The organism is Nonomuraea sp. JJY05, assembly GCF_043496855.1.
Classification (GTDB): Bacteria; Actinomycetota; Actinomycetes; order Streptosporangiales; family Streptosporangiaceae; genus Nonomuraea.
In genome coordinates this window covers 227,305-241,191 of sequence record NZ_JBIEIS010000016.1, presented here as the reverse complement: position 1 = coordinate 241,191, position 13,887 = coordinate 227,305, and the positions used below count along the sequence as shown (strand labels likewise).

Sequence of the window (13,887 nt, the reverse complement as noted above, 5' to 3'; positions counted from 1 at the left end):
CCACAGCTTGGGGGTGGCGGTGCTGATGACCGGCCGCCCGTCACCGGAGACGCAGGGGCCGCCCGGGTCCGACCAGGTGTCGGCGGCCACGGGGTCGGTCGGGATCGAGTTGTACTCGATGACCAGGCTCGGGTTGTTCTTGAACTTCTTCCAGGCGTACACGTCGGTCTCGCTGGTGGCCCGCAGGCCGATCGTGACGTTGGGCCACTTCTTGGCGGCGGCGTCCACGACCTGCGAGGTGACGTCGAACTCGACGCCGCCGGGCAGGCAGGACGAGCCCCAGCCCTTGGCCACGTTCACCGTGGACAGCAGCCTGACCCACGAGGGCTGCTTGTTCCAGGTCGTGGACTTGCTGATGGTGTTGGTGGCCCAGGCCTCGACCTTGCGGGCGCTGCAGGAGTACGACCACGTCTCGTACGTGCGCAGCGTGGCCTTGATGATCTGCTTGCCGTGGATGGTCGAGCCGGTGTTCATCTGGAAGAACGAGCGGTTCTTCTGCGACTCGACGTGGCCCACCCGGGCGACGTCGCTGGAGTTCAGGTAGTTGGAGTTGGGCCAGTTGCTCCAGACCGCCGTCCAGGCGTTGCGGGCGGCCGAGAAGTACGGGTCGAGATAGACGGGGAACTTGGTCTTCGGGTCCGTCATCATCTTTCTGTCGGGCTTGAGCCGCAGTTGCCTACCCGCCAGCTCCACGCCCATCGTCGCCTCGCGCGCCTCCGGGGAGCGGCCCTCCTTGAGCGCCTGCGGGCTCGTGATGCCCTTGGAGTCCCACATCTTCGGGGTGGGCGCGGTGAAGATCGTGCCCTCGTTCTTGTCGACGGCCTCGATGTTGCCCGCCTGGTCGGACTCGACCGACAGGCCGGAGGCCGACAGCGGGAACGTCAGCTCCGTCATGCTCTCCGCGGCGGCCCGCGACTTGACCACCAGGATGTGGGAGAAGCCGTCCACGTCCGCGGTGACCTGCAGGTCCACGCCCGGCATGACCTCGGCGTAGGTGGCGGTGTCGCCGTTCAGCGTGGGCTTGGGCAGCGTGCCCTGCCAGCCCAGCTCCACGGACTTGGCACCGCGCGACAGCTTGGCCAGCGGGGCGTTGCCGCCGCCGGAGAACCTCAGCCCGATCGCCGTCGCGGCCGGGCTGACCGAGCCGTCGGGGTTGAGGCGGAGCGTGGTGTCGACGGGGACCCAGCCGCCCGCCTGCCGGACGCGCACCGGGCGGACGTTCAGCTCCATAGAGAGCGTGCCGTCCGGTTTGGCGAAGACCTGGCGGGTCTCCGTACGCATCGATTCGATCTCCACCGGCCGGCCGGCACTCCGAGCGGCCGCGACCGCGGACTCCTCGGCCTTCGGCGGCACCTGGACGGCCTTCGGCGGCTCCGGCGCCTCGTCGGCCCGGGCGGCGACCGCCGGAGAGATCGTTAAAATCAGCGCCGCCGTAAGCAGCCCACGCACTACCCGCATACGTCCTCGCTCGTGTTGAGCAGGGGTTACGCGCGGGACGAGAGCTGCCCGGCGTCTCCACGATCTTCGGTTGACGATCGGATTTTCGCCCGCCCCCGAACCGCGAGTCCAGGGTTCTGTTCATTCTGCGCAAAGATTTTTACAGGGACCGAATCTGCGTGGCGATATCCACCAGTCGACCACGATGACCTCCGCTGCGGCACCCAACGCGAACCGGGCGGCTCGCCGGCCCGGCGCGGGTTCGGGGCCGTGGAGCGGTTCCGCTTCTTCGGTTTGGTGAAGTGCGACAACCTGATCGAGGTGACCTTACGCGTCGCCGAGGAAGGTATCGAGGGCGAGGTGCAAGTCGCCCGCGCGGACGTCCTCGTCAGCCGAGCTCCTACGCTGACGTGAACGGTTGCGCAGCCGGCCCGGTCACCTGAGCGACGGCCGGTCCCTCAGGACGCGGCCACACCCGTCGCGTCAGGTCCCCGGTTTGAGCTCCTGCAGGATGGCCTGCCCGGCCGCGCGGTGTTCGGCGGCCGTGGGCGGGTCGCTCTCGTCGAGGACCGCGGCGATCCCCTCGTGGGCCAGGGCCTCCGCGTACCGGTAGCCCAGTTTCGGGGCCAGCTCCAGCGCCTGCCGGTGCAGGCGCAGGGCCTCCTCGGGCAGGCCCGCGAGCCGGCAGGTCTCGGCGTAGCCGTTGAGGAAATGGATCTTCCAGTGCTCCTCGAACAGCTCGTCCAGCAGCGCGAACGCCTGCCGATGGCTCGCGAGCGCCTCCTCGTAGCGGCCCATCTGCCGCAGCGCGACGCCCATGCAGTTGAGGCACCACGCCTCGTTGTGCTTGTGGCCGTCCTCGCGGGCCAGCGTCAGCGCCTGCTCCAGGTGCTCCAGCGCCTCGCCGGGCGCCTCGGGGGCGATGGCCACGCCGAGGGTGATCCTGGCCGTCAGCGTGGGCGGCCAGGCGGGGTCGGCGTGCGGCATGTCCAGCGCCGCGCGGGCCAGCCGCGCCGCCTCTTCGCGGTGTCCCAGCTGCAGCATCGCCCAGGCCTCGTACGCGGTCGCATGGGCCGTGCCCATCGGGCAGCCGGCGTCCGCGTACAGTTTGCCCGCCAGCCGGAACAGGTCGAGCGGCTCCTCGACGTAGCCCTCGTCCCATCTCAGGTATCCGCGGCGCATGGTGAGTTCGGCCTCCGACCTGGTGTCCCCGGTCTGCGACACCAGGGGCGCCGCCGCCTCGTACGCGGCGTCCGCCTCGGCCATCCGGCCCGCGTTGTAGCGGGCGAAGCCCAGGTCGCTGTGCGCCTCGGCCAGCTGCACCGGGTCGCCCAGGCGCTGCGCGGCGACCAGCGAGCGCTCGAACAGGACGTTGAGGTGCGTCGTGCCGCAGCGCCGCGCGAAGAACGCCCGCATGAACCGCGGCAGCTCGCACACGTGCGCGTCGGCTCCGGTCGCGACGGCCGTCTCGAAGACGGCCATCAGGTTGGTGTACTCCGTGGCGAACCAGTAGAGGGCCGCGTGCTTGTCGGTGAACCGCGGCAGCTCGGCCGGCGGCCGGCCCGCGGAGACCACCCGGCTGGGGGACAGGTACGACATCGCGGCGTCACCGGCGGCCGCCGCGTGGACGTAGTAGTCGAGCACCCGGCCCAGCGCCTGATCGAGCTCCGCCGGTGAGTCCTGCTCGGTGGCGGCCCGGCGCGCGTGCTGGCGCACCAGGTCGTGCAGCCGGTAGCGGCCGGCCGCCGGCTGCTGGACCAGGTGCGCGTCGAGCAGGTCCTCCAGCATCGCCCGGGCGCTGCGCAGCGGTATGTCCGCCAGCGCCGCCGCCACGTACTCGTCGAAGGTCGAGCCGGGCATCAGGCCCAGCAACCGGAAGAAGCGGCGCTGCGTCCGGTCCAGCTGCCGTACGGACATGGCGAACGCCGTGTCGAACTCGGTAGCGCCCTCAGCCATCCGCTCGACGAGGATGCCCACGGTCCAGCCCGGCCGGTGCCGCAACCGGGCCGCGGCCAGCCGCAGGGCCAGCGGAAGATGGCCGCACAGCCGTACCACCTCGGCGGCGGACTCGGGGTCGCGGGCCAGCCGGCTGTCGGGCCCGCCGGGATCGCCGCTGGCGCGGGCCAGCAGGTCGGCGCTCTCCTGCGGGGTCAGCACGTCCAGCGACACCGGGGGCACCTCGTCCAGGCCCAGCAGCCGGTTGCGGCTGGTGATCAGGGCCACGGAGGGGCCGGCGCCGGGCAGCAGCGGGCGGACCTGGTCGGCGTCGGCGACGTTGTCGAGGACCACGACGGCCCGCCGGTGGGCGAGCTCGGAGCGCCAGCAGGCGGCCAGCGGCTCGATGCCGCCCTCCTGCGGGATCTTCTCCGAGGGGACGTCGAGGGCGGCGAGCAGGGCCCGCAGCGCGGGGTCGGGACCGAGCGGCTCCCGCCCGGCGGTGAACCCGTGCAGGTCCAGATAGAGCTGGGCGTCGGGGTAGTCGGCGGCGAGCCGGTGCGCGGCGTGCACCGCCAGGCAGGTCTTGCCGACGCCTGCCATGCCGTCGATGGCGACCACCCGGCTGCTGTCCACCCCGGCGAGCACGGCGGCGAGCTGGGCTTCGCGTCCGGTGAAGTCGGGCACGTCGCGCGGCAGGTCGTTGCGGGGCGGGCGGGGAGCTCCCGAGGGTGGCGACGGAGGCTGGACCTGGCGGCTGGTCTTCGGGGGCGCCGGCAGGGGGTTGGAGGCCCGTTCCCACAGGGGGCGCAGCGGGCGGGGGTCACGCTTGAGGAGGCGGCAGAGCGCGACCACCGCGGGCCAGGGCGGCAACGTCTGGCCGCTGAGATAGCGCGACAGCGACGAGGAGCTGAGGCCGGCGTCCCGGGCCAGGGCCCGCACGCCGCGCTCCGACAGCTCCTGGAGCATGCGCAGGCGGGCGGCCAGCTCGTCCTTCGGGTCGGTCTTCGCTGCCTTCTGATGCACAGCCACCGTTCCCCTGTCTTTTGTCCCACACCGGCGGAAACTTCTCGAGGACGGTCACCGCTGGTCAGAGACGTTTCAACTGTCCCAGAGTGTCCCATCGACGTCGTCATCGTAGCCCTCCACGAGCTGTCATGGAGTCACGCCCCCGAGGGACCGGGGCGCAGACCTGAAAGAGGAGAAACCCGATGCAGCCTCGTATGCAGAACCCCGCCGTCATCCTGTCCGGCGCGATGCAGCCCATTCAGGAGATCTTCAAGGCCGTGCACTCCGGTGGGGTGGAGGGGCAGACGCTGGAGCTGGTGCACCTGCGGGTCAGCCAGATCAACGGCTGCAGCGCCTGCGTGGACGGCGGCGTCAAGACCTCCCGCAAGGCCGGGGTGAGCGAGGACAAGCTGGCCACGGTCGCCGCCTGGCGGGAGACCCCGTACTTCACCGATGAGGAGCGGGCGGCGCTCGCGCTGGCCGAGGCCGCCACCCGGCTGGCCGACCGCCCCGACGCGGTCAACGATGAGGTCTGGGACACCGCCGCGACCTACTTCGACGAGAAGCAGCTGGCCGCGATCGTCCTGATGATCGGCGTCACCAACATGTTCAACCGGCTCAACGCCACCACCCGCCAGATCGCCGGCGCATGGGGGTAGGGGCGCACCGGCCTTCGGGCGACGACATACACTGATCCGCCGCCCGGAGGCCGCCGCCTCTCAAGACAGATGACTCGCAGACAAGGAGATTGCCACCATGAGCGAAACGAAGAAGAGCACCGCGGCCGACAACAAGTTCGACGGGTTCACCGACGACGAACGAGCCGCGATGAAGGAGCACGCGCAGGAGCTGAAGAAGGCCGCGCGCCGCAGTTCGAGCGCGAGCAAGGCTGCCGACGCGGAGCGGGACGTGGTCGAGAAGATCGCCGAGATGGCGGAGGCGGACCGGGTCATCGCCGAGCGCATCCACGCCATCATCAAGGCCGAGGCCCCGTCCCTGGCGCCGAAGCTCTGGTACGGCCAGCCCGCCTACGCCAAGGACGGCAAGATCGTCTGCTTCTTCCAGCCCGCGCAGAAGTTCAAGACGAGGTACGCGACCCTCGGCTTCAACGACCCGGCGAACCTCGACGACGGCACCATGTGGCCGACCGCCTTCGCGCTGACGGAGCTGACCGCCGACAACGAGGCGAGGATCAGCGCGCTCGTGAAGCGGGCGGCGAGCTGAGGACTCCCCTTGCCGCGCCGGTGCGGGCGTGCTGCTCACGCCCAGACCGGCGTGCGCGTCACGGGTGGAGGAACGCGGGCATCGAGAAGAAGACGATCATGGCGATCGCCACGCAGATCAGGAACCCGACGACCTCCCAGGCCCAGTCGAAGTGCCGGTCCTTGCGCCGGCGGATCTTCTCGGGGCGGGCCGTGTACGCCGGGCGCTTCTTGGGCACCGGACGGGGGCGGACCGCGCGTGGGGCCAGGAGGGAGGGCTCCGGGGCCAGGGGGGCGAAGGCCCCTTGGGGGTCCTCGTCGGGTGGAGCCGGGGTCCTCCTGTTCGACGAGGAGGGCTTGGGGAGGGTGGGGGACTTCGGGGGCGCCTTGTCGTACAGGGGCAGGTGGTAGACCGGTTCGGTGGGCCTCAGGGGCTCGGCCGGCTTCGGGGTGCGCCTGGCCGGCTCGGAGGGCTTGGCGGCCTTGGTGCGCCTGGAGGACTTGGGGCGGGGGCGGAAGAGGGGCGCCGCGTCGCGGGCCGGCTCGTCCGTCCGCGGCGGTTGCTGGAGCGGGCGGGCGGGGCCCTTGTGCACCAGCACGTCGGGGTGCGGGTCCCTGGGGGCCAGGATGTCGCCGTCGTCGTCCGAGAACGGCTTCGGAAGATCTCTGGGCAGGATCACGTCGCCGGTCGCGAAGGGCTCAGGGGTGCCCCTGGGTAAGATCACGTCGCCGGTCGCGAAGGGTTCCAGACCGCCGAAAGGCTCGTCGGGCGGGTCCTGGAAGAACGGATGGATGTGGGGCGGCACTGGGGTCCTCCCTGCGAAGGGTGGAGCTGTATGTGGTGTGCCGGGCTGGTCGGGCCGTGCGCCGTCCACCGCCGCCAGAGGATCTCTGAGAGACGGGGTGGGGCCCAGCGGATCGTGCAGACGCTGGGCGGAGGCCAACGGGTCCCTGAGGGGGGAGCGGGCGGTCGAGGCCGTGCCGTCTCCGAAGAAGGAGCCCGGAGTCGAGCTCCGGCCGTCTCCGAAGAACGAGCGTGGCGCTGAGGTCGGGGTTTCTCCGAAGGGTACGTGTGAGGTCGGGACTTGTCCGCGGCGCCGTGCGGACTCCGGGGAGTTGTTCAGCTTGGGCATCGGGGCCGTGGTGGCGGCGTGCTCGGGCACCTGCGACGGGGACGGCGGCGTCAGCAGCTCGGCCGGGAAGATGACCGTGCTGGTCGCCGGGTCGGCGTCCGCCAGGGGCTGGGGCCACATCGGCGGGCTGGGCCAGCGCGGCTTGACGAAGAGCGGGCCGGGGCTGGCGGAACGGGAGCCCGCGAAGTGGATGCGGAGGGCTCCGGGCGGCTGCGCCCACGGGAGGCGGCCGATGATGTCGGCGAGCGGGGCCACGCCCAGGGCGCCGTACACGTCCGCCACCGGCTTGGGCACGCGGACCCCCGTGGAGGACAGTGCCGTCACCAACGCGTGCCGGAAGTGGTGGGCCGCTCCCACCGCCAGCTCCTCGGCGGTGTCCGGAGCGACGTCGAGTACCCACGCCAGCTCCGCCTTGCTCATCCCGCAGACCGCGCACAGCACCAGCACTTCGCGCTGGTGCGGTCGCAGCTCGCGGAAGGTGCGCTCGACGAGGGCGGTCGCCGGGTCGATCAGCGGATCGACCATGGGGGGCGCGTAGACGATGTCCCGCCGGTGGATCTCGCGGCGGGCGAACGCGTAGAGAGCGGCGCGGGGCGCCTCGGCGGCGGAGGGAACGCCGGCGACGCTGGAGAACAGGGTCACCAGTACGTCGGACGCGGAGCCTAGGTCGCCGAGCTGGTCAGCGCAGTACGCGAACAGCCCAGCGGCATGGCGGTCGTAGAGCTCTGCGATCAACTCGGCGCGTCGGCGCTGATCGGTGAGCGGCTGAGACACGGGCCGGATCCTCTTGCTGTGAGCGGACGCTGAGGGTGGGGGAGCGGGCTGACGTTAGCGAGTTTCGTTCGGGGTACTCGTCAGAACTTTGTGGAGGTATAGGTCAGAAGTTCGTGGAGGTAATCATGCCAACACACCATGGTCCGGCGCACTACCACTTCAAGATTTGGGGTAAATATCCAGCTCAACTGAAGCGTTTCAGCTGGATCCGGAGACGACACGGTGGTCCGGATCGCCGTAGTCTGTGCTGCGATAGATCATGCGGCGGTCGTGGCACGGGGGCTGCGACCCCTGCCACAGAAGCCTGAAGCGAGAGTTCGCGCGTGATCACATTCGACGCTGTCACCAAACGCTACCCAGACGGAACGGTCGCCGTGGACCGTCTCGACCTCGAGGCGCCCACGGGAGAGATCACCGTGCTCGTCGGCCCCTCGGGCTGCGGGAAAACCACCTCACTCCGGATGATCAACCGGATGATCGACGCCTCCGAGGGCCGGATTCTCCTCGACGGCACGCCGGTTCAGGGCATCGACCCGCCGACGCTGCGGCGCGGCATCGGGTACGTCATCCAGCAGGCCGGCCTGTTCCCGCACCGCAAGATCGTCGACAACATCGCCACCGTCCCGTACCTGCTCGGCTGGGACAAGAAGAAGGCCCGGGCCAGGGCCATGGAGCTGCTCGAACGGGTCGGCCTCGACCCGGCGCTGGCCGGTCGCTACCCCTTCCAGCTCTCGGGCGGGCAGCAGCAGCGCGTGGGCGTGGCCAGGGCGCTGGCCGCCGACCCGCCCGTGCTGCTCATGGACGAGCCGTTCAGCGCGGTCGACCCCATCGTGCGCACGAGCCTGCAGGACGAGCTGCTCAGGCTCCAGTCCGAGCTGAACAAGACCATCGTGTTCGTCACGCACGACATCGACGAGGCCATCAAGCTGGGCGACCGCGTGGCGGTGCTGCGGGTGGGCGGCAAGCTGGCGCAGCTGGCCGCTCCCAAGACGCTGCTGTCCGAGCCGGCCGACGACTTCGTGAAGGAGTTCCTCGGGCACGACCGGGGGATCCGGCGGCTGCAGTTCATCTCGACGGGCGGGCTGCGGCTGCGTACCGACCTGACCGGCGCCGCGGACGACCCCTGGCGGCTGGTCGTGGACGGGGACGGCAGGCCGACCGGGTGGGTCTCCCGGGAGCGGCCCGACGAGCTGGAGCCGTACGGGACGTTCGTGTACGGGCGCGACTCCATGCGCACGGCCCTCGACGCGGCGCTGCTGTCGCCGTCCGGCTGCGCGGTGGCCGTGGACGAGGAGGGCAAGGTCGTCGGCGTGGCCACCAGGGAGACGCTGGACAAGGCGCTCGCGGAGGCGGCAGATGGCTGACGGCCCTCCTTCCATATGGGAATGGATCGGGCGTAACTGGGACACCGGCCGGGTCGACAGCATCAAGAACCTGCTCCTCGACCACCTGACCATGTCCCTCGTGCCGATCCTGTTCGCGCTGGTCGTCGCGCTGCCGCTGGGGCTGGCCTGCGTACGCTGGCGCTGGCTCTACCAGCCGACCGCCGGCTTCATGAACGTCGTCTACGCGCTCCCCTCGCTGCCGGTCTTCATGCTGCTGATCTCGGTGACCGGGCTGTCGCAGACCACGGTGATCATCCCGCTGACCTTCTACGGCATGGCCGTGCTGATCCCGGCCGTCGTGGACGGGCTCGGCTCGGTGCCCGACCACGTGCGGCAGTCGGCGATCGCGATGGGGTTCACACCGCTGCGCAGGCTGCTCGCGGTCGAGCTGCCGATCGCCGTCCCCGTGGTGCTGGCGGGGCTGCGGGTGGTCGCGGTCTCCAGCATCAGCCTGGTCAGCGTGGGTGCGCTGATCGGGCAGGGCGGGCTCGGCGGGCTGTTCACGCGGGCGTACCAGAACCCGTTCATGCCGCCGGTGATCGTCGGGATCGTGCTGATCGTGGCGCTGGCGCTGGTCGCCGACGGGCTGCTGGTGCTGGCGCAGCGGCTGCTCACTCCATGGGTACGGGCCCGAAGGGGGCAGGCATCGTGAGCTGGCTCACCGCGTTCTTCGGCTGGCTGGCCGAGTTCTTCGGCAACGGCGCCAACTGGTCCGGCCCCGACGGCATCCCCATGCGCCTGCTGGAGCACCTGGAGTTCTCGGCCCTGGCCCTGGTCCTGGCCGTGGTGATCGCGGTGCCGCTGGGGCTGCTGATCGGCCACACGGGCCGGGGCGAAGTGCTGGTCGCCGTCACCGCGAACCTGGCCAGGGCGCTGCCCACGCTGGGCCTGCTGGTGATGTTCGTGCTGCTGCTGGGCACGGCCTCGAGCTTGCCGGTGATCGTCCCGCTGGTGCTGCTGTCGGTGCCGCCGATCCTGGTGAACACCTTCGAGGGCATCAAGGGGGTCGATCCCGAGCTGCGCGACGCCGCGTACGGGATGGGGCTGCGCGGCGGGCAGGTGCTCGGGCGGGTGCTCGTCCCGGTCGCGCTGCCGCTGATCCTGCTGGGGTGCCGGCTGTCGGCGATCCAGGTCGTGGCCACCACCACGGTCGCCGCGTACACCGGGCTCGGCGGTCTGGGGCGGTTCGTGATCGACGGTTTCGCGACCAAGGATTACGCGAGCGTCGTCGGCGGTTCAGTACTGATTGTGCTGTTTGCCCTGGTGGTCCAGATATTGTTCACGCTCGCCCAGAGAGTGACCGTCTCCCCAGGCGTGAGCCAGCGGCTGAAGGTCCGATAGTCTCCTGTATTACCTCCCGCTTAGAAGGGAAAAGCAAGATGGGACGCAAGTACGGCATCGCCGGGGTGTTCGTTTCGGCGATGCTCGCGCTGGCCGCCTGTGGCGGTGGCGGCGGTGGCAACACTGGAGGCAACCCGCTCGACACATCGAGCGCGGCCCCCAGCGGTTCGGCTTCGAGCGGGGGCGGGGGCAAGGCCGTCATCGGATCCTTCGACTTCGACGAGAGCGTGCTGCTCGGGTCGATCTACGCCCAGGCGCTGCAGGCCAAGGGCGTGCAGGTCGAGGAGAAGCCGCGCATCGGCAGCCGCGAGGTCGTGTTCGACCAGGTCAAGAGCGGTGGTCTGACCATCGTGCCCGAGTACAACGGCAACCTGCTGGCCTTCGTCGACCTCAAGAACACGGCCGCGACCACCGACGAGGTCAACGCCGCGCTGAAGGAGAAGCTCCCCGCCGAGCTCGAGGTGCTCGACTCCTCCCCGGCCGAGGACAAGGACAGCCTGTCCATCAGCAAGGACACCCAGACCAAGCAGTCGCTGAACACCATGGAGGACCTGGCCAAGGTCTCCAAGACCTTCGTCGTCGGCGGCCCGCCCGAGTTCAAGAAGCGGTGGGAGGCGCGGTTCAAGGAGGTCTACGGCATCGAGTTCAAGCAGTGGAAGCCCACGGGCCCGACCACCGCTGACGCGATCAAGGACGGCACGATCCAGGTCGGCAACGTGTTCACCACCGACCCCAAGATGACGGCCAACAACCTGGTGCCGCTGCAGGACCCCAAGAACATCTTCCCCGCCCAGAACGTGACGCCGCTGCTCAACAAGGCGGCCGCGACCGACACGATCAAGACCACGCTGAACGCCGTTTCGGCGAAGCTCACCACGCAGTCCCTCCTGGACATGATGCAGAAGATCTCCGTCAACAAGGACGAGCCCGGCACCGTGGCCAAGGAATGGCTGACCTCCAACGGCCTCGGCTGACGCCGCTTTCCGGTGCGGGTCCCCGCCGTCCGGGGGCCCGCACCGCTAGGTTCGTGCCGTGAGCGAGTTCACGGAGGCGATGGCGCAACTGGCGGCCGGGGTGGCCGTGGTGACCGTACGCGACGGGCGCGACGACCTGGGCGCCACGGTGTCGGCGGTGATGTCGGTCTCGCTGGAGCCCCCGCTCCTCCTGGTGAGCCTGGCCAGTGGCGGCTACCTCAACGAGGTCCTGCTCCGGCAGGACCGCTGGGCGGCCTCGCTCCTGTCGTCCGGCCAGGCGGCCGTCGCCAGCCGCTTCGCCACCGCCGGCCGGCCCAGCGCCCGGCTGCTGCTGGCGGGCACGCCGCATCACCGGGGAACGCACTCGGACGCGCTGGTGGTGGAGGGCGGGGTGGCCGCCCTGGAGGCCGAGACCACCAAAGTGGTCCCGGCCGGGGATCACACCCTCTTCATCGCCACCGTCCTCGCGGTGCCCTACGTCGAGGCCTCTCTCCAGCCCCTGGTACGGCTCCGCTCCCGCTACCGCCCGGTCGGATCCTGAGCGCTCAGCGGATCACGTACCAGGTGGGCAGGAGCAGCGGCCCCGCGGCGGGCAGGCCGAGCTCGGCCGACAGGCGCGCGAGGGGTCCCCACGCGTCCAGGCGGATGCGGGCCAGGGCAGCGGACTTGTCCTCGCTCGAGTCCGGCCCGCGCAGCCGCTCCAGCGGGTTGAGCCGGGGGTAGGCGCGTACGGGGGCGTCGTCGGGGAGACCGGCCCGCTTCCTGGCCAGGACCAGCGCGTCCTCCAGGCCGCCGAGCTCGTCCACGAGACCGCTGGCGTGCGCGTCGGCGCCGGTCCACACGCGGCCGCGGGCCAGCTCGTGCGCGCGCTCCCGGGTCAGGTCGCGGCTCGCGGCGACCTTGCCCACGAAGTCATCGTAAATGCGGTCGAGCCAGGCGTTGACGCGTTCCCATTGCTCGGGGGAGAAGCTGCGGGATGTGGAGAACATTCCGGCGTTAACCCCGGACGCCACCATTTCCGAATTTATGCCGATTTTTTCTAGCATTTCCGCGACGACCGGCTTGCCGCCGTACACCCCGATCGAGCCCGTCAGCGTGCCGGGCTGGGCCACGATCACGTCGGCGGCCATCGCCACGAAGTAGCCGCCCGACGCCGCCAGGTCGCCCATCGAGACGATCACCGGCTTGACCTTGCGCGTGAGGGTCACCTCGCGCCAGACCGTGTCGGAGGCCACGTACGAACCGCCGGGGCTGTCCACCCGGAACACGACGGCCTTGACGTGCTCGTCGCGCCGGGCCGCGCGGAAGGCGGCGCTGATCGTGTCGGAGCCCATCGCCCCGCCCCCGCCCAGCGGGCTGCGCCCGCTGCGACCGGTCCTGATCATGCCGGTGCCGTGGATGAGCGCGATCCCGTCCGCCGTCGGGTGCGGCAGCTTCCGCACGGCCGCGCCCCTGGCGTACCTGGACACGTACAGCAGGTGCGAGTCGTCGCCAGCCGCCTGCTTGACCTGGTCGTACACCTCGTCCCGGTACGCCAGCCCGTCGACCAGCCCGGCCTCCAGCGCCTCCGTGGCGGTGAACGGGCCGCGGTCGATCAGCTCCCGCACCTTGCCCGGGTCGAGCCGGCGCCCGTCGGCGATGCCCGCGCTGAGGCTCTCGGTGACTGACTCGACGATGCGGCCCATGGACTCGCGGTGCGGCTCGGTCATGTGGTCCTGGGTGAAGGTGTTGACGGCGGTCTTGTACTCGTGCCGCTGCCCGGCCTCGTAGCCGACACCCAGCTTCGTCAGGGCCCCCTTGACGAATCGCTGCTCCAGCGCCACCCCGGTCAGCCCGACGTCGCCACTCGGCTGCAGGTAGACGCGCTCGAACGCGGTGGCCAGGTAGTACGGCACGGTGCCGCCGCCGAACTCCCCGAACGTCTCCGAAAACGCGACGGTCAGCTTGCCCGAGGCCCTGAACTGGATCACCGCCTGGCGCAGCTCCTGCACCATGGCCAGGCCCAGCGGGTTACCCCCGATCTTCACCACCAGCGCCTTGACCCTGGAGTCCTGCCTGGCCCGCTTGAGCCCGGACAGGACGTCGGACAGGCGCGTCTTGCGCATGGACAGCACCGCGGCGAGCGGGTCCGCCGGCGGGCCCTCGGTGAGGCCCTCTGTGAGATCGAGCTCCAGCACCAGCGGGGCCGTGCGCCGCTGGCGGAGCTTGTCGACGGTTTCGAAGATCGCCTTTGCTGCCTCCATGAAGACACCCTAAGCGACCCAATACGAAATGCGTTTAGGGATCTACGGCCAAGGTGTCCACCCCCTGGCTGCATAGTTCTCCTATGAGTTCGGTCACCAAGCCCGCGCACGTCTTCGGCCGCGATCGTGAATGGGCGGGTCTGGTCAGGTTCGCCACGTCGCCCAGCCCTGACGTGCGACTCGGCATCGTGAGCGGCAGCCGGCGACTGGGCAAGACCTACCTCCTCGACGCCCTGACCCGGCAGGTCGGCGGGTTCTTCTTCGCCGCCGCGGACGAGACCGAGACCGCGGCGCTGGCCCGTTTCGGCCAGGCACTGGCGCCATACAACGGAGGCGGGCGATATGCGTTCGCCAACTGGAACGAGGCGTTGGAGCGGCTGTTCTCCGCTATTCCCGGGGGGCTCGTTCGCCCGTGAAGAGGACGCGTTCAGGAAGGGGAGGTCTCTCTACCGGAT

At 70.4% G+C, this 13,887-nt stretch carries 13 protein-coding genes; 9 read left to right on the top strand and 4 right to left on the bottom strand.

Translation table 11 applies throughout. The features are described 5' to 3' along the window. Positions 1-1,458 (bottom strand): DNRLRE domain-containing protein (locus tag ACFKCF_RS26585; protein ID WP_394497640.1); only part of this gene is annotated, 1,458 nt, incomplete at its 3' end. Between the two features lie 249 nt (positions 1,459-1,707). Here ACFKCF_RS26585 and ACFKCF_RS26580 point away from each other — a divergent pair. Further along, positions 1,708-1,851: a hypothetical protein gene (locus tag ACFKCF_RS26580; protein WP_394497638.1), complete on the top strand. Its 144-nt coding sequence runs from the start codon at positions 1,708-1,710 to the stop codon at positions 1,849-1,851. A gap of 69 nt (positions 1,852-1,920) precedes the next feature. Here the strand turns inward: ACFKCF_RS26580 and ACFKCF_RS26575 are convergent, their stop codons facing one another. Continuing rightward, positions 1,921-4,398, bottom strand: a complete 2,478-nt coding sequence (locus ACFKCF_RS26575; protein ID WP_394497637.1) for a tetratricopeptide repeat protein — start codon at positions 4,396-4,398, stop codon at positions 1,921-1,923. Between the two features lie 185 nt (positions 4,399-4,583). On the opposite strand from ACFKCF_RS26575, the gene ACFKCF_RS26570 reads away from it, so the two are divergent. Together ACFKCF_RS26570 and ACFKCF_RS26565 are read left to right on the top strand one after the other, a co-directional pair. Continuing rightward, complete coding sequence (locus ACFKCF_RS26570) at positions 4,584-5,039, top strand: carboxymuconolactone decarboxylase family protein (protein ID WP_394497635.1); 456 nt, start codon at positions 4,584-4,586, stop codon at positions 5,037-5,039. 97 nt (positions 5,040-5,136) lie between these two features. Beyond that, on the top strand, positions 5,137-5,604 hold the full coding sequence (locus tag ACFKCF_RS26565) for an iron chaperone (protein WP_394497634.1): 468 nt from the start codon (positions 5,137-5,139) through the stop codon (positions 5,602-5,604). A 58-nt stretch (positions 5,605-5,662) separates the two neighbouring features. Here the strand turns inward: ACFKCF_RS26565 and ACFKCF_RS26560 are convergent, their stop codons facing one another. Then, positions 5,663-7,489: a hypothetical protein gene (locus tag ACFKCF_RS26560; protein WP_394497632.1), complete on the bottom strand. Its 1,827-nt coding sequence runs from the start codon at positions 7,487-7,489 to the stop codon at positions 5,663-5,665. A 323-nt stretch (positions 7,490-7,812) separates the two neighbouring features. Here ACFKCF_RS26560 and ACFKCF_RS26555 point away from each other — a divergent pair, with 323 nt between their 5' ends. Genes ACFKCF_RS26555 through ACFKCF_RS26535 form a run of 5 tightly spaced genes read left to right on the top strand, consistent with a single transcriptional unit; the run spans position 7,813 to position 11,730 of the window. Then, positions 7,813-8,853, top strand: coding sequence for an ATP-binding cassette domain-containing protein (locus ACFKCF_RS26555; RefSeq protein WP_394497630.1), 1,041 nt, complete (start codon positions 7,813-7,815; stop codon positions 8,851-8,853). Continuing rightward, positions 8,846-9,526: an ABC transporter permease gene (locus ACFKCF_RS26550; protein WP_394497629.1), complete on the top strand. Its 681-nt coding sequence runs from the start codon at positions 8,846-8,848 to the stop codon at positions 9,524-9,526. Before ACFKCF_RS26555 ends, ACFKCF_RS26550 begins: the two co-directional genes overlap by 8 nt. Continuing rightward, entirely contained in the window at positions 9,523-10,215 is a 693-nt protein-coding gene (locus tag ACFKCF_RS26545) for an ABC transporter permease (protein ID WP_394497627.1), read from the top strand. The genes ACFKCF_RS26550 and ACFKCF_RS26545 overlap by 4 nt, the downstream gene beginning before the upstream one ends. Positions 10,216-10,253: 38 nt before the next feature. Beyond that, positions 10,254-11,189: an ABC transporter substrate-binding protein gene (locus tag ACFKCF_RS26540; RefSeq protein WP_394497625.1), complete on the top strand. Its 936-nt coding sequence runs from the start codon at positions 10,254-10,256 to the stop codon at positions 11,187-11,189. Between the two features lie 58 nt (positions 11,190-11,247). Continuing rightward, the gene (locus ACFKCF_RS26535) at positions 11,248-11,730 is read left to right on the top strand and encodes a flavin reductase family protein (RefSeq protein ID WP_394497624.1); all 483 of its coding nucleotides are present in this window, start codon (positions 11,248-11,250) and stop codon (positions 11,728-11,730) included. A 4-nt stretch (positions 11,731-11,734) separates the two neighbouring features. Here ACFKCF_RS26535 and sppA read toward each other — a convergent pair whose 3' ends face one another. Next, positions 11,735-13,432: a signal peptide peptidase SppA gene (sppA, locus tag ACFKCF_RS26530; protein ID WP_394497622.1), complete on the bottom strand. Its 1,698-nt coding sequence runs from the start codon at positions 13,430-13,432 to the stop codon at positions 11,735-11,737. A gap of 83 nt (positions 13,433-13,515) precedes the next feature. On the opposite strand from sppA, the gene ACFKCF_RS26525 reads away from it, so the two are divergent. Next, on the top strand, positions 13,516-13,848 hold the full coding sequence (locus ACFKCF_RS26525; RefSeq protein ID WP_394497620.1) for a hypothetical protein: 333 nt from the start codon (positions 13,516-13,518) through the stop codon (positions 13,846-13,848). The last annotated feature ends 39 nt before the right edge of the window (positions 13,849-13,887 follow it).